Genomic DNA, 19,638 nt, shown 5'->3' on the forward strand with positions numbered 1-19,638 from the left:
CGATCCACGATGCACACGTGCGTCTCTTCCATCGAGACATCCAGGCCGGCAAAGGACTCCATGGTCAGTCTCCTCTTCCCGATGAGACCGATCCTCCGCGGCCTCGTGTGAAGAGCAACCGCCCATTACCCCATGTTGAAAAAGTCCGGAGTGGTGGTTTCGAGAGATCGCTTCGACCTCATGTCGGCACGACGGCGAAACAACCTTGCCGCACCTCAACTTGAGACCGAAGAACTATTGCGCCAAAGACGGCTAGATGAACGACTCGGCGACTTTTTCAACAGTATCCGCCAATAGCGGAACTTGGTCGGCGGCCGGACTGCGGACCCTCCCCCGGGTCAGCTTCGATGCGTGACGTTGTCTGCCATCCCCGCGCCGAGTTCGTCAGCCGCAATCTCTGAAAGGCGCCAATCTCGGAAAACCTTCACCTTCCGCCGGCGGGCAGCCTCCGGCGGGTAGACGAGATGGAAGCTCGACGCGGACTTCAGCGCGCGCCCGAACAGCCGAACTCACCTGCCCGCGTGTCCCAGGATCCGGGCCGAAAGTGCTGATCGGCCACACATTGAGGTCGGCGAGGCCTTCTTGCCGCCGGCGAGCGGCCGGCGGCCGATCTGGTCAGCTGCCGGGCCGTTGGGATTCGGCCTGCAGGAGACCCCGGATATAGCCGTAGCAGAACGCGAAGGACTCCGACCTCGCGGTGGGCGATCCTTCCACGAACGGCACATGATCGGGCATCAACATGCCGTCGTAGCCCACCTCGCGATAGGTCCGGATGGCCTGGGCCATGTCTATGTCGCCCTCATCGGGAAACACCTCGACGAAGCGATCACGCCGCCCGCGGATGTTGCGGAAATGGACATTGAAGATCTTCTTTCGCGCGCCGAACCAGGAAATCACGTCGTGGATTTCCCGCGGCGGGTCACTCAGAGCTTCGGACACCGTCCCCTGACAAAAGTTGAGGCCGTGATAGGGGCTCTCGCGGATCGACACGAAGCGCTTCAGCCCCTCGATCGTGCCAAGCACCCGGTCAACGCCCTGATACCCGGCGGGCGGCACGCCGGGGTCCTGCGGGTGGCAGGCGAGGCGCACCTTGTACTCCTCGGCGACCGGTACCACCCGATCCAGAAAGTAGGCGATCCGCTCCCAGGCCGCAGCGGCGTCGACGCGACCGGCGCGGGTCAACGGGGCCGGCGGCCGGGCGGCTTGCAGGTCCCAGGCTTCGTACTGGGCGTCGCCTCGGCCCTTGACCGTGGCCGTCCGCAGCACGCCCAGCAGGCTCATATTGTACTTGATGCAGGGTACGCCGGCCAAAGCGGCGTTGCGGATCATGGTCTGAAACGCCTCGATGTCGCGGTCGCGCTCTGGACTCTCGGCCAACATGATCGCCGGATGGGGCTCCCTGTCGATATGGCTCGAGCGCAAGATCGGAGGCTCAAGGATATCGACACTGACGCCGAACCTGGCGGCCGCATCCCGCACCGTCCCGATCTCGGCGACGGTGGCGTAGAGCCGTCCCTCCGCGATTTGGGGCTTGGCGCAGATGTTGCGGACGCCATAGCGGGCGAAGTAGGAGAAGCGGGCTTCATCGCTGGGCAGGCTCTGACAGCCTAGCTTCATGCGCAGGGGCTTGAGGGAGGACCCCGCCACGGCAGGCGACACGGTCCCCGCACTGACCCCGAGGCCGGCCAGGCTCATGAAGGCGCGACGGTCCATACGGGTCTCTCCTAGGCGCGGGCCAGCACGACGACCGCGCTGCGTCCGGACAATCCCCGGGGGTCGAAACGCATGCGGATCCTGTCGCGGTCGAAGCCGACCTCCAGGGCCGAGTGCGGCGAAACCAGGGTCGCGGCGCCTCGCGTCAATTCAATCTCGATGGGCGAGGTCTGGGCCTGGGTCGGATCGGCGAGCGCGATCTCGATCCGTCGCCGCCCAACCCGCGCGGCGACGCAAACCGCTCCGCTGGCCGAGATCTCGCCGCTGCGCCCCGGCAAGGCCGTCCAGAAATTGGCGGCGTGGACGGTCACGTCAGGGCCTTCCAAACGCACGCCCTGGATCCGGGCGTCGTTGTCCAGGATTGCGACTGCGCCCGAGACCTCGAAGGCCCTAGTCTGCGCCACTCCACGGCCGGGCAGCAAGACATAGGCATAGGACGCCGCCACCGGCCGAACGCCGTGGTCCAGCCAAAACGTGGCGTAGGTCCGAGAGCGAAGGCCGGTGGGACTGGCGCCCTGCTGGTTGATGCGCGACCAGGCGCCCTGGCGGATTTCCCTCAGGCCTCGCACGTCGGCGCCGCCAGGAAGCACCACGCCGCCGTAGCCCTCAAGGTGCAGCCAGCGCGCCTGTTCAAAGATTTCGATGTCGCCGCGCCGGGTCAGGCGCTCGCCGGAGGCGGCGTCCGTCAGCACCCGACGCTCGGCGCTGGCGCCGAGATTGCGGTTTTCCAGCACGGTCTCGACGACGCTCGGGTGATCGCTGGAGATGCCCGCGCCCAGGGACACGACATAGCCGTCGGCGGCGAACCAGGACTTGGTCGCCCGGAAGCCGCCGGCGTCGGTCTCGAGCCGCATGCCGACCGCCGCGCAGTCGGCGAGTTCCGCGCCCCCCACGGCGGAGCTGGTGTTACGCGCCACGCGCGCGGCCGGCGCACGCGGACGCTTGTCAAGGGTCACGCCCGGGAGCCGGTAGGGATCGACTGTCGGCCAGAAATCGTCGGCGAAATTCTCATGGCCCGGACCGTAGACGTAGGTCATGCCCTGGCCGGTGTACCAGCCCTCCAGGTTCTCGCCGTTGACCGACTCGTAGTTGGCGATGCGGGCGGAGCTCATGGCCAGGGCGACGGCGACGCCACCGGTTCGGAAGACGGCGCGTTCCATGGCCGGAAACACCCGGCACCCCTCGACCTCCGCGCCGGTCGGAACGGACCGGTCGCGGATCAGGTTGGAGGCAAGCCGCGCCGTGTAGGGGGTCATCCAATAGGCCGGCAGCCTGGGATCATAGGCGAACACATCGTAGACGCCCGACTGCGCGGCGATCCAGGCCTTGGCCTGGCTGCGCAGCCCAGCACCGCCCGGAACCTGGCCCAGATACAGCAGGGCGTGGATGACCGCCTGGCCGGACCGGATGTCGGAGAGGTTGGCGCGGGAGATGTTGCGCCCCCGCGTCATGTCCATCAGGGCGCCGCGGAACATCACCGGGGCGAAGGCGGCGCCGATCCGTTCAGCGAGCTTGGCCCATTCGGCCGACGCCAGCGCCCACGGCGATCCGTCCAGCAGGTGGATCAGCAGGGCTGAGCGAGACAACATGTCGCGCCCGTAGCCGCCGGTATAGGCGAGGTCGTCGTGCTGGATGAAAGAGCCGTCGGCATGGAAGCCGTCGCCGGATTTCACATCCTCGAAGGTCGTCGGGAAGGTGCGGCGCGCGCTCTCGAGCTTGGCGGCGTCACGCGCCAGGATCGCATTCAGCGCCACGACGTGGGACCGCCAGACGGTGTTGGCCGCCGTGCCGACGTCGGCGTGGGGCGTGAAACGGTCGATCGCCGCGACCAGGCGTTCGAGGAGGCCCGGACGCTCGGCCTGGAGGATCGGCCGCAGCAACAGAAGCAGGTCGGTGAGCGCCGTGGGAATGCCGATCTCCCACTCCCACCAGTTGCCGCTGCGCTCGATGCGGATGCTGTAGCGTCGCGCCTCGAACCAGGCCAAGGCCTCGACAAGGTCGGCCTTCAGGCGCGGGTCGCCCGCCAACGCGCTTCCCGGCGTGGAGAAGGCGAGCGCCATGACCCGCAGGCGGTCGGCTGAGATCCTGGAGTTGTACTCGGCAAGCCCCGACGCCGGGTCGTTCCATAGGGCGCCGGGACCGGTCCGGGGGTCCGCCATGACCCCCCACCACTGCCTAGCATTGTCGGCGACGCCGCGGACAATGGCGTCATAGGGCGGCGATCGCGGGTCCAACGCCGAACCCCCGGTCAGCATATCGATCCAACGGTCGCGCAATCGCTCGAACCTGTCGTCTGTGGCGGGCTCCGCCGCCAAGGCCCGTGGCGGCCCAATGAGCGCGGCCGGCGCCAGCAGGGCCGCGCGGCGATTGACGAGGCTCACCAATTCCACATCGTCCCGTCCTCGAGGCGGGCCACCGGCAGGTAGGCGGGCTTGTAGGGATACTTCGCCGCCAGGGCCTCGTCGATATCGACGCCGTGACCGGGCGTGTCGCCCACATGCAGCCGGCCGTCGCCGAAGACATAGTCGTGGGGGAACACCGCGTCGGTCTCCTCGGCGTGGCGCATATATTCCTGGATGCCGAAGTTCGGGACCCAGGTGTCGAAGTGCAGCGCGGCCCCCATGGTCACGGGCGACAGGTCGGTGGCGCCATGCGCCCCCGTGCGGACCTGGTGGAGCGCTGCGAAGTCGGCGATCCGCCGCAGATGAGTGATCCCGCCGGCGCCCACGACGGTGGTGCGGATGTAGTCGATATACTGGTTGGCGATCAGGTCCTTGCAGTCCCAGATCGTGTTGAAAATCTCGCCCACCGCGAGCGGCGTGGTGGTGTGCTGGCGCACCAGTCTGAACGCTTCCTGGTTTTCCGCCGGCGTCACGTCCTCTAGCCAGAACAGGCGATGGGGCTCGACCGCTTTGCCGAGCTGGCCGGCCTCGATCGGTGTCAGGCGGTGGTGCACGTCGTGCAGCAGCTCCACGCCGAAGCCGTAGGTCTCGCGCAGCCGCTCGAAGAGGCTCGGCGCGAAGTTCAGATACTTGCGCGTGTCCCATACCGTCTCGGTGGGCAGGGCCGCGTCGGCCGGCTCGTAGTAGAGCTTGCCCCGCCCCACCCCGTAGGCGAGGTCGATGCCGGGAATGCCGGACTGGGCGCGCACGGCCTTGTAGCCCATGTCGATATAGCGGCCGACCGCCTCGACCGTCTCCCCCAGGTCCGCGCCATTGGCGTGTCCATAGACCAGAACACCGTCGCGGCTCCGCCCGCCCAGGAGATCGTAGAGCGGCATGTTGGCCATCTTGGCCTTGATGTCCCAAAGGGCGACGTCCACCGCAGCGATGGCGCGCATGGTCACGGGCCCCCGCCGCCAGTAGGCGCCGCGATAGAGATACTGCCAGATGTCCTCGATGCAGCGCGGATCGCGGCCGATCAGGCACGGCGCCACGTGGTCCTGCAGGTAGGAGACCACCGACAGCTCACGACCGTTCAGGGTGGCGTCGCCTATCCCGTGGACGCCCTGATCGGTCTCGATCTTCAGGGTGACGAAGTTACGACCGGGGCAGGTGACAATGATGCGGGCGGCGATGATCTTCATGGCCGATCCCCGGACGCTGTGATCTTGAGGCCGGCGATGGCCAGGGCCGTCTTGAGGGCGGGCCACATGGTCGCATAACCCTCCGGATTGGGATGGATTCCATCGGCGGAATATCGCGCCGGCATATGTCCGTCACCGTCGGTGAGAGCCGCGTGATAGTCGGCCACGGGATACCCCCGAGCGGCGGCGAAGCCGCGGATCCAGTCATTGACCGCAGCGACGGCGGCAGCGTCGCGGGCGGTCCGTTCCCGGTCGGGTCCCACCGGTGGCAGGGTCGCGAGGATCACCTTGAACCCGCGCCCAGCGGCGATGTCGGACATGGCGGTGAGGTTGCGGGAAATCCTTTCCAAGGCGCCCGGCCCGACCGAAGCCGGATCGCCCACATAGGCGCGCAGGTCGTTGGTCCCGCCCAGGATCACCACGGCGGCGGGCTGAAGAGCGACGACGTCGTCCTCGAACCGCAGGAGCATCTGGCTGGTGTTCTGCCCGCCGATGCCTCGGTTGACCATCCGGAACGCCTCGGCCGGCCGGTCGTCCAGCGCCTCCCAATGGTCGGTGATCGAGTCGCCCAGGAACACGATGCGGGGTCGGCTGTCCTCGCCGGCGATCAGGGTCTGATTGGCCGCGCGGTGACGCCGAACCTCCGGGATGTCGTCCTGCTGCATCATCCACTTGGCCACGAAGTCGTGCAGCGAGTAGTCGCCGACGCCGACGCCGTTCTGGGGCGGGCGAAGTTGGGCGTGCCCAGCTGCCGGCGGGGCGGCCGCGAGCGCGGCCATGGCGGCGCAGGCCAGTCCGCTGTTCATGAGTTCCGCCTCCGAAAAAGGGGGCGCTGCCGCCGGACCGGCGACGGCGCCCCAGATCAGGGCCCTACCTTGGGAGGGATGACCCTGTGACTGAATGACCGCTTAGAACGTGCCGGCGATCCCGAAGGTGATCCGCGTATCGTTGATGTAGGTCTCGGTGATGCGGTTTGCCGTGCCGATGTACTTGCGCGCCACCGGCCGGTTGAGGCCGGTGGCCTCGAAGGTCAGGCGGAAGCGATCGTTCAAATTGTAGCTGCCGGAGGCGTCCAACTGGCCGTAGGCGTCGGTGTAGTTGCTGCCACCCAGGTTCTTGGCCTGGACCGTGTTGAGGAAATCGTCGCGATAGGTGTAGGCGAGCCGCGCGCTGAGCCGGTCGTTCTCGTAATAGGCCACCAGGTTGTAGCTGTGTTCCGAGAGATTGGTCAGCGGCAGGGTCGAGCCGGGTTTCAGCGCGTTGGGCACCGGCGTCTCGCTGTCGGCATAGGTGTAGTTCACCTGGACGCCCAGGCCGTCGAAGGGCGCGGGCAGGAACCGCAGGGCGTGCTGGTAGCCCACCTCGAAGCCGCGAACCTTCCCGTCTTCGCCATTGGTGGGACGACTGACGGTGAAGGGGCCGAAGCGCTCGTTGCCCGGGACGATCTCGCTGGTCACTGTCTGGGTGGTGAAGCTGTCGATCTTCTTGTTGAACACCGCGAAGGACAGCAGGCTCGCCTCGGCGAAATACCACTCGAGCGTGGCGTCCATCTGCGTGGCCTCGAAGGGCTTCAGCAGAGGATTGCCGGCCGTGGCCGAGAAGTTCACCTGATTGACGACGATGCCCGCGCCCACCTGCGACAACGGCGGGCGGGCGATCACCTTGGCCGCGGCCAGGCGCAGGATAAGGTTCTCGGTAAGGTCGAACGAGACGTTGGCGCTGGGCAGCAGGTGCTTGAAGTTGGCCGTGACCGAGGTGCGCACGAAGGTCCCGGCCGTGGCGCCTGCCACGAAGCCGGCCGAGGTCCGTTCGGTCCAGACGTAGCGCGCGCCCACATTGGCCCGGAACGGAATGCTCCCCAGGTCGCCCTCCAGGTCGGCCATCAGATAGACGGCCTTGGACGTCTGATCGACATCCTTCTCCGAAAGCGGCGCTGCCTCCGGTCCGCCCACGCCGATGTCGCGCCGCCCCGCTTCGGCGTCGACGACGCCCGTCAGGAAGTTGCGGTCGAAGTCGCCGGCGATGCCCGGCAGGAAGTCGCCGTACTGGTTGTTATAGTTGAGGGAGGGCAGTTCGTTGGCCCGGATGACGCCGTCGCCGTTCTTGTCGGCCGCGGCCAGTATGGCCCGACCGGCCGCGGTCGTGGTGTTCACCGCCGGGGTGGTCTGTGGATTGGTCGCCCCTAGGCTCACCTTCTCCCCGCGCACCCCGCCCTTGATGGCCTTCACGAACCCCGCGTCCAGGTCGTAGCGCAGGTCGATCTTGCCGTCATAGCCGGTGTTGTCGGATCGGTTCTCACCGTCGAACAGCGAGAAGAGCTGGTAGTTCATGGGGTTCTTGCGGTCGAAATTGCTGGCCAGCACCACGTCGGGATGGATGTTGCTGGTGCTCAGGTCGTAGCTGGCGTTGACGACATTGCCGGGACTGTTGACGAACACGAAGGTGAAAGGCGAGCCGGTCTGGCCGTCGCTCCCCGTCCCTTGCGAATAGGACGCGTCGGCCGAGATCGTCAGTCGCCCGATCTCGCGGCGGCCACTGACGCCGATGTTCAGGCTCTCGAAGTCGGTGTGGGATTCATAGACCAGGGGCCGAAGGGTGACGCCATTATAGGTCGCCTTGGAGACGGTCCCATCGGCCAGGATCGTCGCGCCGGGCTGGGGGGCGACCGCCACCCCAGGGAGCAAGGTCTGATAGTATTGCAGGTCGCGGCGGACCTGGAAGTTGGAATAGGTCGCCTCGAGATTGACCTCAGTTTGGCTGTCGGGCTTCCACTGCATCGCTCCGTTGGCGGTGATCCTCTCGTCGTCTCGGTACTCGATCTGCGAGACCAAGCGGTTGGGTCGGTAGATGCCGGAATTGGCGGGAGACTCAGCCCAGCCCCCGGTTTGGAAGCCCTCGCCCAGGGCCTTGATCGAGCCATAGGCCAGGGCGGCGGAGACCCCGAAAGTCCCATCGTTGAACTGTTTGGCGACCAGGCCCGAGGCGCGGTAGCCGAGCTCATCAACCTTGTTGCCATAGACGCCTTGAACGCGGGCCGAGGCCACGAAGTCCTTGGTCCCGTCGAGCGGTCGGCGGGTGCGCAGGTTGACGGTGCCACCGAGCGAGCCTTCGGTCTGGTCGGCCGTAGGCGACTTGATCACCTCAAGGCCCGAGAGGATTTCCGGGTTGATCGCCTGGAGCGAGGGCGTCGCGTCCTGGGTGGGGCCGGTGAAGGCCCGTCCGTTGATCTCCACGCGGTTGAGATCGATGCCGCGGATGGAGAAGGTGTTGCCTTCCCCGTCCTTGCGGGTGATCGCGACGCCGGAGATCCGGCTCATGGACTCGGCGATATTCTGGTCCGGGAGCTTGCCGATGTCCTCTGCGGTGATCACGTCGACCACGCTGTCGGCCGTGCGCTTGGCCTCCAGCGACTTGATGATCGAGCCGCGGATCCCGGTGACGACCACCTCCTCGATCTGGGTCTCGTCGGACGCGGTCGCCGCGCCTGTGCTCTGCGCGCTGGCGGTCGCGGCGACGCCCCAGCAGACGGCGAGGACGCTGACGCCTGCGAGCAGGCGCCTATCGCGTTGGTTGGTCATCGTTTCTCTCCCCAAGAGATCAGCCGTTTCGGCGTTGTGTCGTGTGCGGCGGCCCGGAACGGGCGCGCCGGGAATGGGTCTTGCGCTAGAGGCTCCAGCCTCCGTCCACCCGCAGGGTCGCGCCGTTGATGTAGCCGCCCGCCTCGGAGGCCAGCAGGACGCAGGCTCCGACACAGTCGATGGGATCGCCCACCCGCCCGACCGGGATCTGGTCCTCGACCTTGCGGCGATAGGCGGGGTCGGCCAGCACGGCGGCGTTGCGATCGGTCGCGATCGCCCCCGGGGCCAGGTTGTTGACGGTGACGCCGTGCGGCCCGAGCTGGCGGGCGAGATTGGCCACCACATTGGCCTGCGCGGCCTTCGATGCCGCGTAGACCAGGCAGGCCGGATTAGGACGCACCTCTTGGATCGAACCGATGGAGATCACCCGGCCCCAACCTCGCGCCATCATGGGCGGCGTCAGGGCCTGGCAGAGCAGCAGGGTCGAGCGCAGGTTGACGGCGAGTTGCAGGTCGATGTCCGCGGGCGTGGCCGCCATCCAGTCCTGGCGGATCTCCATGGAGGCGTTCAGCACCAGCCCGTCGATGGCGCCGAAGGCGGCGATCGCCCCCTGGGCCAGGGCCAGGCAGGCGTCAGGGTCGCCGAGATCAGCCATCAAGACCTCGGCGCGCGCGCCCAAGGCGCGAGCCTCAGCCGCGACCTCCTCGCCCCCATCGCCGCGGCGGCCGTGGATAGCCACATCGGCGCCCTGGGCGGCGAGACCCAGCGCCAGAGCCCTGCCAATTCCCCGCGTGGAGCCGGTGACGAGCATGGCGCGTCCGCGCAGGTTGAAGGGCTGGCTCAATTTCAAAGAGCCTCCCTGCCCTTTGTGTTTTCAATGTTTTCTAGTTCGCCGCCACCGTTGAGGCCGATGCGAAAACCGCTTGCATCAATCCATCGGCTGCGCCAATCTTTCACCAGTAAAAACGGTTTTCACCTACGCGCAAGCAGTTTTTTGCGCCCGGTGTCAGAGCGTGGTCTCCTGACGACGCCGAAAACCCAAGGGGAGGACGCCGGCGAATGGCTGTCGCTGACAAGGAACCGGCGGGAAGTCGCTACAGCGTCCCGGCGCTCGAGAAAGGCTTGGAAATCCTGGAGCTTCTGGCCCGCTCGCCGGTGGGCCTGAACGTCACCGCCATCGCCCAGCAGCTCGGCCGCACCACCGGCGAGATCTACCGCGTGATCCAATATCTGGAGGGCCGCGGCTATCTCGAGCGCGACCATGCGAGCGACCTCTACGCCCTCTCCATGCGCCTCTTCCGGCTGGCGCACGAGCACCCGCCCCTGAAGTCCCTGGTCTCGCGGGCCGTGCCGCTGATGGAGGAGCTGGCCAACGCCGTGGGCCAGAGCTGCCACCTGGCCGTCCTCGACCGCACCAGCATCGTCATCGTGGCCCAGGTCGATTCGCCCCTACCCATCCGCTACTCGGTGCGGTTGGGCGCGCAGTTTCCTGTTTGGGAAACGAGCTCCGGCTACCTGATCGCGGCCTTCCTGACGCCGGACGCGCGTCGCGCCCTGGCCGATCAGCTCGGACGGACGGTGGACGCCAGCCAGATCGCGGAATTCGAGGCCAAGGTCGCCGAGATCGCAGCGATGGGCTACGAGGCGCGCCAAAGCCAGCTCATTCCCGGCATCGTCAATATCAGCAACCCGGTCTTCGGCCACAACGGCCAGGTCGCCGGCGCGCTCACCGTGCCGTTCCTCAGCCAACGCACCAACCGCATGTCGGTCGACGCGACCCGCAAGGCGCTGGTCCAGACCGCCTCAACCCTCTCGGACCAGCTCGGCCATGACGCCGGGGCGGGCGTCTGAGCCTTCCTCATCGCAGACCCCAGGACACTTCCCTTGTCACGTGATTCCACCAACGGCCTGCGCCGCGCGCTCCTCGACGCCGACCCGGGCCTGAGCCGCTTTGATCCGTTGCCGCGGATTCTGACCTATGACGACTTCGATCGCGGCCTTTGCGGCTGGTCGCAGTTGATCGGCAACTACGAAGGCGACCTCGACACCATGCTGCCGGGCTACCGGCCGATTACCAGTCCCATGCTCTCGACCCTGTCCCACTGGGACGGCGGCTCGCACGGCGGCATGGACGGAAGCTATGTGCTGAAGCTGGCGACCCGGCCGCAGCGCGACGCGCTCACCGTGGGGATCAAGCGGCTGACCTTTCGCAAGGCCGGTCCGATCCGCCTGGAATTCTATATGACCTTCAAGCCCGAGGCGAACGCCCTGGCGCTGTCCGACCAGGACCTGAAGGCCGTGGGTTTCCTGCTCGATCTGCAGGGGGGCGACAAGACTGGAACGGAACGGGTGATGCCGCACCTGCGCTACCTCAACGCCGACGCCCAGGGCCTTCAACAGAAGTGGCAGTTCAAGCCGGGCGCGCCGCGCATCCACGACATCGGCGACGGCGAGGAGACGGTGAGCCACTTCCATCTGGAGGACGACGGCTGGGTGGACCTGCCCGGCGGAGACCAGAAGCTCTGCTACAACGAGATCGCGACCAAGGTGAACTGGCACTATGTCTGCCTGGATTTCGACCTGGCCACGATGAAGGCCACGGGTTTGCGCTGTAACGACCGGGCGTTCGACCTCAGTGGCTTCGACGCCCTCCGCATGCCGGCCATGAAGAACCTCTGGTGCATGCTCAACCTCGCCTTCTTCGCCGAGACGGCGACCGACAAGCGGGCCTTCCTCTACATCGACTCCGTCTGCCTCTCGGGTGACTTCTGATGCTGCGCGAGAGCCTCACCGCCGTCGTGGCGCGTAACGAGACCTGGACGGGCGCCAGCGCCACCGAGCCCTATGAGGCCGGCTGGGCGAGCGAGGCGGTGATCTTCGTCCGCGCCCTAGAGGCGGCCAAGGGCGAGATGGCGCAAGCCTTCGTCGAGATATCCCCCGACGGCATGCGCTGGATCCGCGAGGGCGCCAGCCTCGTCTTACCCGCCCAGGCTGATGACCTCGCCGTGGCGCGGGTTTCGCACTTCGGCAACTGGCTGAGGCTGGCGGCGACCCTCCCGGACGGCGCCGAATGCACGCTCCTCGTGACCCTTCACCTGAAATGAGCAGGGACAACTCCGCCCCGGGCGGTCCGGCCTGCCACATCCTCGCTGAGGGCCTGCGCTTCCCCGAGGGTCCGGCCTTCGACCGGAACGGCGACCTCTGGTGTGTGGAATTGCAGGGCGGGAGCCTCGTGCGTTGCGACCCTGGCGGGGCAATTACGCACGTCACGGTCGGCGGCGCCCCCAACGGCCTGGGGGTCGGCGCCGACAACGCCATCTGGTTCTGCGACGCGGAACGCGACACCGTGCGCGTCTATGACGTGGCCTCGGGGCGTTGCGAGACGGCGGTGGACGCTGTCGAGGGCGCGAGGCTGGCCCACCCGAACGACCTGGCCTTCGACACGGCCGGCAATCTCGTCTTCACCTGTCCGGGGGACTCGCGGCACGCGCCGAGCGGCTATGTCTGCTGCCTCACGCCAGCCGGCGCCTGCAGCGTCGTCGCGCGGGACCTCCAGTTCCCCAACGGCTTGGCCTTCCTGCCGGACGGCGACCTGGTCGTCGCCGAGACGCGGCGCCAACGCCTGTGGCGCGGCGGCTGGGATCCAGGCGGCCGGACCTGGCGCGAGCCTCGGCCCTACTGGAGCACGAGCGGCCCCATCGGACCGGACGGCTTGGCCGTCGACGCCGGCGGGCGCGTGTACGCGGCGATCTACGGCGCCGGTCGCGTCGAGGTGTTCGACGCGGAAGGGGCCTGCGTTGAAACCCTCCCCACGCCGGGCGAAAACCCAAGCAACTGCGCCTTTGACCCGAGCGGAAGGCTTGGCCTGGTCGTCACCGAGACGCAGCACGGCCGGCTGCTCGCCTTCCCGGCCCTCCGGCCAGGTCTTGCGTTGCCGAGCGGTCGGCCTTGGAGCGCCCATGCCCATTGAAGCTCGCACCGGCGCCGAAGCCGCGCCCAAGACCGGCTTCTGGTTCAAATGGGAGATCGTGGCCCTGCTCTGGTTCGCCTTCTTCCTGAACCAGGCCGACCGCCAGATCTTCGGGGTCACCCTGCCCCTGATCCGCGCGGAGTTCGATCTCAGCGACCAGCAGATGGGCCTCGTCGCCACCACCTTCTCAATCGTCTTCGGCCTGCTGGTGCCGATCGCGGGCCTGGCCGGCGACATCTTCAAGCGCCGCGACATCGTCGTCTTCAGCCTCATCCTGTTCAGCGTCGGCACCCTGCTCACAGGGTTCTCGGCCAACTACCTCCTGCTGTTGCTGTTCCGAGGCCTGGCGACCGGCGCCGGCGAAGCCTTCTACGCACCGGCCGCCAATTCGCTGATCGCCGAGCGCCACATCGAGACCCGGGCCCGGGCGTTGTCGATCCACCAGACCGCCAACTATACCGGCGTGGTGCTGGGCAGCCTGTTCGCGGGCTGGGTCGCCGACCAGCATGGCTGGCGCGCGGCGTTCATGACCTTTGGCGTCGCGGGCCTGGTCTGGGCCGGCGTCATCCTCCTGCGCGCCCAGAGCCAGCCGCCTCCCGCCGCCCGGCCGACGGGAAGCCTGGCCGACCACCGCCGCCTGGCCCTGGAAGCCCTCGGCGTCCTCGTCCGAAGCCCTCTGCTCCTGGGACAGACCGTCGGTTTCTGCGGCCTGGTGTTCATGCTGGTCGGCTATCTGACCTGGATGCCGACCATCCTCTACGAGCGTTTCCAGCTGTCGCTCGCCTCGGCCGGCTTCTCGTCGGTCGTCTACCATCACGTGCTCGGCTATGCGGGGCTGCTGGCCACGGGCGTTGTCACCGACCGTCTGGTCCGCCGCTTCACCCGGATCCGCGTGCTGTCCATGGCCGGGGCCTTGATGCTCTGCGCGCCGTTCATCTGGCTCTCGGCCAACGCGGCCGACCTCTGGGTGGTCTATGCGGCGCTCGGCGCCTTTGGCCTCTTTCGCGGCGTCTATGACGCCAACCTCTATGCCGCGATGTTCGACGCCGTGGAGGATCGGCTGCGCTCCTCGGTGGCTGGCCTGATCATCGCCTGCGCCTATGTGGTGGGCGCCTTCGCGCCCTGGCTGATGGGGGTCCTGAAGGGCGCCTACGGTGTCCGGTCCGGCCTGGAGATGCTCGCCGCCGTAGCCTTGGCCACGGGCGCGCTCTTTCTGGCGTTCGTCCTGAGCACACGCCCCAAGCCTCGCTCGGGGCTCTAGCATTACAGTTGCACTGACGCGTGGTGTCTGAATCGATGGGTGACCATGATTCGGAGGTCATGGGATGTCGGGCGCCTCGATCGAGACGACGCTGGAGCTTTGGGCGTCTTCGCTGCGGGAGGTGAAGGCGCGGCTACGTCCGCTGTTCGGTGACGCGCGTGTCGCTTCGTCAGCGAACCAGTTCCTGGACGGGCTGCTGGGCGAGGAGCGGCGCAAGACCGGCTGGATGCGCGCGGCGGCGGCGGGTGATCCGGGGCCTTGGCGGCAGCAGGCGGTGCTGGGCCGCAGTCACTGGGACGCCGAGGCGTTGGTGGCCATCGTGCGCGACTATGTCGTGGAAAACCTGGCCGACCCCGCTGCGGTGCTGGTGATCGACGAGACGGGGTTCCTCAAGCAGGGTAAGGCCTCGTGTGGCGTCGGGCGCCAGTACACCGGCTCGGCCGGCAAGATCACCAACTGCCAGATCGGAGTGTTTGCGACCTACGCGTCGCGCCATGGCCACGCCTTCATCGACCGCAAGCTCTATCTGCCCAGGGCGTGGACGGACGATCCGGCCCGGATGGCGGCGGCGCATGTCCCACCGGGCACGGTCTTCGCCACCAAGCCGGCCCTGGCGCGCCAGATGATCGAGCGGGCGATCGCCGCCGACGTCCCCTTCTCCTGGGTGGCGGCCGACACCGTCTATGGCGTCGGCGAGATCGAGATGGCGCTGCGGGCCGCCGGCAAGGGTTACGTGCTGGGCGTCGCAGGCAACCACCGCTTCAGCTCGTGGAACAAGCCGCCCGTCGCCGGCGCGGCTGAAGCGATTGCGCAGGACCTGGACGCCGCAGCCTGGAAGCGGTTGTCGGCTGGCGAAGGAACCAAGGGGCCCAGGCTGCATGACTGGGCCTATTGCGAACTGGCCGATATGGGCGCCGGCGAATACGACGAGACGCGATCGGGCCTCTGGACCCGCGGCCTGCTGATCCGCCGCAACATCGCCGATGGCGACCTGGCCTTCTTCACCACCTGGTGTCCGGCCGGCACGGGCATCGAGACCCTGGTCAAGGTGGAAGGCCGCCGCTGGGCCATCGAGGACAGCTTCGAGACCGCCAAGAACGAGCTGGGCCTCGACCACAACGAGACCCGCTCCTGGCACGGCTGGCATCGCCATGTCGCCCTGGTCATGCTGGCCTTCGCCATGACCGCCGCGATCCGCCATCACGCCAACGTCCCGACGCCCCCAAAAACGAAGGCCTGGATCGAGCGGATCCTTCAACGGAACTGATCAGATGGTCGATGCAGGAAATCCGCCGCATCGCCAATCGGCTGGCCCAGCAACAGATCGAGCCCGCCGAGGTCGTCGCCTGGTCCCTCTGGCGAAGAGCCCATCAAGCCGCAGCTCGACGCGCTCACATCAAGATCAGGATGCAACTGTAATGCTAGGCCGATCCATCGGTCACGATGGACCTCAACAGTTCCTGCCATTGTTCCAGGGCACGCCGCTTTTCACTGATGTAGGAGTTCGCATCGTAGTGGGTCGCGGTCACCTGCCCACCTCCACCGGCGTCATTGTGACCGAGCACCTTGCTACGGATGAAGGGTGCTATCCCAAGCCGCTCGCTGGTCATCAGGGTGGAGCCGGTCCGGCGGATGTCATGGACAGTGCCGTCCTCGATCTCCCGAGCCCAATGGACGGCGTTCAGCGCTAGGTTCATGGAAGGGCCACCCATCGGACGACTGTCGTCGAACCGTCCCGGGAACACGCATTCGGTCTCGCGACCCGCGTTGAGATCGATCGCCTGGCTGATGAGGCGTACAGCCCAGGGCGAAAGCGGGACCGCATGGGGGCGCTTGCTCTTCATGCGGGCGGCCGGGATCGTCCACAGTCCGTGTCTCAGGTCGAGTTCCGGCAGGCGCATCCCAAGGACTTCATTGCGACGTTGCAGCAGCAGGAAGACCAGGCTCAGGGCGAGCCTCATCGACGGACCCACGAGGACCCGGGCGCCATCTCGGCGCTTCGATGCGATCACCTCGGGTATCCGCAGGGCCTCCGGCCGCTGGACGCCCGTCCAGATGGCCTTCAACTCCTCATCGGAATAGATGCGGGAGCGTGCGCGCGGGGGCGCGACCGGGCGCAGGTCGACCACGGGGTTGAACGGCAGGCGCTCCTCGGCCACGGCGTAGGCGAGCATCTGACGCACCACCGCCTGCGCGCGGACGGCCTGGGAGGTCACGCCCGCGTCGAGCATCCGCTCAAGCGCACCCTTCACGACTCTCCGCGTAATGGCCTCGAGCGGTAGCCGACCCAACACGCCCTTGATGTGCACCCGATAGACCGCGCGCTCATTGCTGAGGCTCGTGGCGCGCTTAGGTCGGTATCGCCCCGCCTCCGTGGCGGTGCCCGCGGACTTCGCTGTCCGCATAGGCGACTTGCCGGCCTTCCTGGGGCTTTGCCGCCTCGCAAAAGGCTCGCGTGAGCTTGACCGCTGGCATGGCAAAAATCTGTGACCTGGCGCTATCCAGGTCACAGATAGGTCACAGATTGGCGAACATCAACGGAGAACGCCGTTCATCGTAGAAACAATTTCGTCAGCAAATTCAACGAAATTGGAACCGCTTGAACTGGCCCGAAACCGCCTGCTACAGCCCCAAAACCATCTTGGCCATGATGTTGTGCTGGATCTCGTTGGACCCGGCATAGATCGAGGTCTTGCGGTAGTTGAAGTACATCGGCGCCACAGTGGCGGCGTAGTCGGCGCCGGCCCGCGGGACATTTGTCTCCCCGTGCAGCTCGGCCCAGGTGTCGCGCACAAAGGGCTGGGCGTAGACCCCCGCCGCCTCCAGGGCCAGCTCGGTCACCGCCTGCTGCGCCTGGGAGCCTTCCAGCTTCAGCATGGAGGACGCCGCCCCCATCGCCTCGCCCGCCGTCCGCGCCGCGAACATCCGCAGTTCGGTGGCGTTCAGCACATCGACCTTGATCTGCAGCTCGCTCAACTTCCGGCGGAAATCGGGATCATCCATCATCCGCGTCCCACCGTCGGAAGGCTCCACCCCGGCGATCTTCCGGACCTTGGCCAACTGGTTGGTCAGGCCCGCCGCATAGGGATTTCCACGCTCGAACTGCAGCAGGTACTTGGCGTAGGTCCAGCCCTGCCCCTCCTCGCCGATGCGGTTGGAAACCGGCACCCGGACGTCCTCGAAGAACACCTGGTTGATCTCTTCCTCGCCGGTCGGCGGACCGTCCAGGGTGGGCAGCGGCACGACCGTGATGCCCGGGGTCTTCATGTCCAGCAGCAGGAAGCTGATCCCCATCTGGCGGATCGGCTCGACCGAGGTCCGCACCAGGCAGAACATCCAGTCGGCGTGCTGGGCGTAGGTCGTCCAGATTTTTGAACCGTTCAGCACATAATGATCGCCGTCGCGCTCGGCCTTCATCGAAAGCGACGCGAGGTCCGATCCGGAGCCCGGCTCGGAATAGCCCTGGCACCACCAGACGTCGGACGACAGGATCTTGGGCAGGTGCTGGGCCTTCTGCTCCTGCGTGCCGAAGGCCATGACCACCGGGGCGCACATCTTCAGGCCCATGTTGCTGGTCGAGGGGGCGCCGGCCAGCGCCATCTCCATGTCGAAGATGTACTTCTGGGCGTGGCTCCAGCCGGTGCCGCCGTATTCCGTCGGCCAGTCGGGCGCGATCCAGCCCTTGTCGCCCAGCCGCTTCAGCCAGCGGATCTGGCCCGCCTTGCCGATATGGCCGTTCTTCGACTGGGCCATGTGGGCCCGCATGTCGTCGTCATAGGCGTCGGCGATGAACGCCCGGACCTCGTCGCGGAAGGCGAGGTCTTCCTTGGAAAATTCGAGGTCCATGACGTCCTCCTAGACGGCGTCGAGATATTCGATCTCGGGACGCCCGCCCATGCAGGGTCCCATCTTGGCGCCGGCGGCCTTGAAATAGTCGGTCTGGCCATGGGCGGAGAGCGCCTCTTGGTCCTTGTAGAGCTCAAGCACCTTGTAGACCGTGGCGTCGGCGCGGCTCTTGGTCAGCTGGTAGACGACATTGCCCGGCTCATTTGCCCGGACCTGCGCGGCCAGATCGGTGAAGATCGCCTCGAACTCACCCTGTTTGCCGTCCTGGACCTTCAAGGTCGCCACCACGCCGATCATGCCGCTCTCCCAAACGCTTGTTTGAAGTCACGGTAGAGATACAGGTGAACGTCGGCAAGTCAGCAAAACTGAAGCTGGGCCAAAGGAAGACCTAAACCACGAACCACACGAACCACACGAACGAGGCGGCGCGGCGGTCGGCCTACTCGACCAGGCGCGCGCTCCGCGCGCGGTCAAACCCCACCCTCACAGGATAGGCCCGTTCGTGTCGTTCGTGAGGTTCGTGGTTCAAATACGGGGAGCTACCGCCCCGCCGGCTCGTTCCAGCCATAGGCCACCCAGTGGTGGCCGCCCAGGTTGCGGGCTTCGATGACGCCGTCGTCGCGGCGGACGTGGGCGCGCTTGGCGCGGAGCGCGAGGCCGGCGAGCGCCAGGAGGACCGACGCCATCACGGCGATCACCACCACGGTGGCGGCGAAGAACACCGCCAGCACCGCGCCGATGGCCACGGCCGCGGCCGTGGCGAGGGCTCCGCCCAGCATCGCAAGACTGCGAAGGGCCGAACCGTGCTTCCTGGCGAATTCCCGGACCATGGCTTCCTCGAAGGCGCCGCTTTCTCAGCGACTAGAACGATTATGTCGGACGAGCGATCCCGAACGTCAACTCTAGGCGACGAAATCGTGAAAAAGTGGCGGCATCATGCCGCGCCTTCGAGCGCCATCGCCTTGCGTTCGCGCATAATCGCGTCGAAAGCCGCATTGATCGCCGCGGCCTTGGCCTCCGCCACCTCGATGAATTCGCTGGGCAAACCCCGGGCGCGGGCCCGATCGGGGTGGGCGTCCGACACCGCCCGGCGCCAGACGGCGCGCACCGTCTCGTCGGTGGCGTCGTGCTCGACGTCCAGCACGCCATACGGATCGTCGGAAGCCAGGCCGAGATGCGTGGCCTTCAGCCGCCGGAACACCAGGGGCGAGAAGCCGAACAGGTCCGAGACGTTCTCGATGTAGTCCAGCTCGTCCTGCGACACCGCCCCGTCGGCTGCGGCGATGTGAAACAGGCCGTCCAGCACGTCCTCCAGCAGGGTCGGGCAACCGGCGTAGCGCTTGGCCAGCCGGCGGGCGTAGCTCTGGTAGCCTCGCGTTGTTTGGCGGGCCAGGTCGTACAGGCGGTGGATATTGCGCTCCGAGGCCGCGTCGGGCGTGAACACCCGGGAAAAGGCGTCGAACTCGCCCAGGCTGGCGCGGCCGTCGGCCTTGGCCAGCTTCGCGCCGAGCGCGGTCACGGCGGTGGAAAAGGCGGGGTCCTCGCCGGGCCGGGTGGCCGGGCAATCAGCGCAGTCGCCCGCATCGGGCCGGCGGACTGCGAGCCCAGCAATGTTGCGCCAGAAGCTCATGGGAGTTAGCCACCTGTAAGGCCCCGGACGGGACCTGACAACGCGTATCCGAAC

General features: G+C 67.0%; 16 protein-coding genes and 1 pseudogene. 6 read left to right on the forward strand and 11 right to left on the reverse strand.

Annotated features, from left to right (window positions below; all coding sequences use genetic code 11):
• Positions 1–615: 615 nt before the first annotated feature.
• The 6 genes from Q8Q88_RS20265 to Q8Q88_RS20290 all read right to left on the reverse strand — a co-directional run bounded on the left by Q8Q88_RS20265 (position 616) and on the right by Q8Q88_RS20290 (position 9,721).
• Positions 616–1,713: a mannonate dehydratase gene (locus tag Q8Q88_RS20265; RefSeq protein ID WP_305676997.1), complete on the reverse strand. Its 1,098-nt coding sequence runs from the start codon at positions 1,711–1,713 to the stop codon at positions 616–618.
• Between the two features lie 11 nt (positions 1,714–1,724).
• Positions 1,725–4,094 carry a polysaccharide lyase 8 family protein gene (locus Q8Q88_RS20270; protein WP_305676998.1) on the reverse strand — a complete coding sequence of 790 codons (2,370 nt, stop codon included), beginning with the start codon at positions 4,092–4,094 and terminating at the stop codon, positions 1,725–1,727.
• The gene (manD, locus tag Q8Q88_RS20275) at positions 4,091–5,299 is read right to left on the reverse strand and encodes a D-mannonate dehydratase ManD (RefSeq protein WP_305676999.1); all 1,209 of its coding nucleotides are present in this window, start codon (positions 5,297–5,299) and stop codon (positions 4,091–4,093) included. Before manD ends, Q8Q88_RS20270 begins: the two co-directional genes overlap by 4 nt.
• Positions 5,296–6,105 carry a GDSL-type esterase/lipase family protein gene (locus Q8Q88_RS20280; RefSeq protein WP_305677000.1) on the reverse strand — a complete coding sequence of 270 codons (810 nt, stop codon included), beginning with the start codon at positions 6,103–6,105 and terminating at the stop codon, positions 5,296–5,298. The genes manD and Q8Q88_RS20280 overlap by 4 nt, the downstream gene beginning before the upstream one ends.
• Positions 6,106–6,207: 102 nt before the next feature.
• On the reverse strand, positions 6,208–8,877 hold the full coding sequence (locus Q8Q88_RS20285; protein ID WP_305677001.1) for a TonB-dependent receptor: 2,670 nt from the start codon (positions 8,875–8,877) through the stop codon (positions 6,208–6,210).
• An 85-nt stretch (positions 8,878–8,962) separates the two neighbouring features.
• Positions 8,963–9,721, reverse strand: a complete 759-nt coding sequence (locus Q8Q88_RS20290; protein ID WP_305677002.1) for an SDR family NAD(P)-dependent oxidoreductase — start codon at positions 9,719–9,721, stop codon at positions 8,963–8,965.
• A gap of 215 nt (positions 9,722–9,936) precedes the next feature.
• Here Q8Q88_RS20290 and Q8Q88_RS20295 point away from each other — a divergent pair, with 215 nt between their 5' ends.
• The 6 genes and pseudogenes from Q8Q88_RS20295 (at position 9,937) to Q8Q88_RS20320 (ending at position 15,375) form a co-directional block, all read left to right on the forward strand.
• Entirely contained in the window at positions 9,937–10,728 is a 792-nt protein-coding gene (locus tag Q8Q88_RS20295) for an IclR family transcriptional regulator (RefSeq protein ID WP_305677003.1), read from the forward strand.
• A gap of 33 nt (positions 10,729–10,761) precedes the next feature.
• The gene (locus Q8Q88_RS20300) at positions 10,762–11,649 is read left to right on the forward strand and encodes a DUF6772 family protein (RefSeq protein ID WP_305677004.1); all 888 of its coding nucleotides are present in this window, start codon (positions 10,762–10,764) and stop codon (positions 11,647–11,649) included.
• The gene (locus Q8Q88_RS20305) at positions 11,649–11,981 is read left to right on the forward strand and encodes a hypothetical protein (RefSeq protein WP_305677005.1); all 333 of its coding nucleotides are present in this window, start codon (positions 11,649–11,651) and stop codon (positions 11,979–11,981) included. The genes Q8Q88_RS20300 and Q8Q88_RS20305 overlap by 1 nt, the downstream gene beginning before the upstream one ends.
• Positions 11,978–12,847, forward strand: a complete 870-nt coding sequence (locus Q8Q88_RS20310; protein ID WP_305677006.1) for an SMP-30/gluconolactonase/LRE family protein — start codon at positions 11,978–11,980, stop codon at positions 12,845–12,847. The genes Q8Q88_RS20305 and Q8Q88_RS20310 overlap by 4 nt, the downstream gene beginning before the upstream one ends.
• Entirely contained in the window at positions 12,837–14,108 is a 1,272-nt protein-coding gene (locus tag Q8Q88_RS20315; protein ID WP_305677007.1) for an MFS transporter, read from the forward strand. The genes Q8Q88_RS20310 and Q8Q88_RS20315 overlap by 11 nt, the downstream gene beginning before the upstream one ends.
• 45 nt (positions 14,109–14,153) lie before the next feature.
• A pseudogene (locus Q8Q88_RS20320) lies at positions 14,154–15,375 on the forward strand (IS701 family transposase).
• A 154-nt stretch (positions 15,376–15,529) separates the two neighbouring features.
• On the opposite strand, the gene Q8Q88_RS20325 reads toward Q8Q88_RS20320, so the two are convergent.
• The 5 genes from Q8Q88_RS20325 to Q8Q88_RS20345 form a co-directional block, all read right to left on the reverse strand.
• Positions 15,530–16,417, reverse strand: a complete 888-nt coding sequence (locus Q8Q88_RS20325) for a site-specific integrase (protein WP_305677008.1) — start codon at positions 16,415–16,417, stop codon at positions 15,530–15,532.
• Positions 16,418–16,730: 313 nt separating this feature from the next.
• A complete protein-coding gene (locus Q8Q88_RS20330) occupies positions 16,731–17,954 on the reverse strand; it encodes an acyl-CoA dehydrogenase family protein (RefSeq protein ID WP_305677009.1) in 1,224 nt (407 codons plus the stop codon).
• A gap of 9 nt (positions 17,955–17,963) precedes the next feature.
• Positions 17,964–18,251 carry a putative quinol monooxygenase gene (locus Q8Q88_RS20335; RefSeq protein WP_305677010.1) on the reverse strand — a complete coding sequence of 96 codons (288 nt, stop codon included), beginning with the start codon at positions 18,249–18,251 and terminating at the stop codon, positions 17,964–17,966.
• Between the two features lie 242 nt (positions 18,252–18,493).
• Positions 18,494–18,784 (reverse strand): hypothetical protein, encoded by a 291-nt coding sequence (locus tag Q8Q88_RS20340; RefSeq protein ID WP_305677011.1) that lies wholly within the window; start codon positions 18,782–18,784, stop codon positions 18,494–18,496.
• Positions 18,785–18,888: 104 nt separating this feature from the next.
• Positions 18,889–19,584, reverse strand: a complete 696-nt coding sequence (locus Q8Q88_RS20345; protein WP_305677012.1) for a TerB family tellurite resistance protein — start codon at positions 19,582–19,584, stop codon at positions 18,889–18,891.
• Between the last annotated feature and the right edge of the window lie 54 nt (positions 19,585–19,638).

Source organism: Phenylobacterium sp. (assembly GCF_030697925.1).
GTDB lineage: Bacteria > Pseudomonadota > Alphaproteobacteria > Caulobacterales > Caulobacteraceae > Phenylobacterium.

Coding starts and splice junctions, on each gene's coding strand:
- Q8Q88_RS20315 (WP_305677007.1), top strand. CDS start 12,837: ATGCCCATTGAAGCTCGCACCGGCGCCGAAGCCGCGCCCAAGACCGGC.
- Q8Q88_RS20280 (WP_305677000.1), bottom strand. CDS start 6,105: ATGAACAGCGGACTGGCCTGCGCCGCCATGGCCGCGCTCGCGGCCGCC.
- manD (WP_305676999.1), bottom strand. CDS start 5,299: ATGAAGATCATCGCCGCCCGCATCATTGTCACCTGCCCCGGTCGTAAC.
- Q8Q88_RS20335 (WP_305677010.1), bottom strand. CDS start 18,251: ATGATCGGCGTGGTGGCGACCTTGAAGGTCCAGGACGGCAAACAGGGT.
- Q8Q88_RS20265 (WP_305676997.1), bottom strand. CDS start 1,713: ATGGACCGTCGCGCCTTCATGAGCCTGGCCGGCCTCGGGGTCAGTGCG.
- Q8Q88_RS20295 (WP_305677003.1), top strand. CDS start 9,937: ATGGCTGTCGCTGACAAGGAACCGGCGGGAAGTCGCTACAGCGTCCCG.
- Q8Q88_RS20340 (WP_305677011.1), bottom strand. CDS start 18,784: ATGGTCCGGGAATTCGCCAGGAAGCACGGTTCGGCCCTTCGCAGTCTT.
- Q8Q88_RS20345 (WP_305677012.1), bottom strand. CDS start 19,584: ATGAGCTTCTGGCGCAACATTGCTGGGCTCGCAGTCCGCCGGCCCGAT.
- Q8Q88_RS20330 (WP_305677009.1), bottom strand. CDS start 17,954: ATGGACCTCGAATTTTCCAAGGAAGACCTCGCCTTCCGCGACGAGGTC.
- Q8Q88_RS20310 (WP_305677006.1), top strand. CDS start 11,978: ATGAGCAGGGACAACTCCGCCCCGGGCGGTCCGGCCTGCCACATCCTC.
- Q8Q88_RS20285 (WP_305677001.1), bottom strand. CDS start 8,877: ATGACCAACCAACGCGATAGGCGCCTGCTCGCAGGCGTCAGCGTCCTC.
- Q8Q88_RS20305 (WP_305677005.1), top strand. CDS start 11,649: ATGCTGCGCGAGAGCCTCACCGCCGTCGTGGCGCGTAACGAGACCTGG.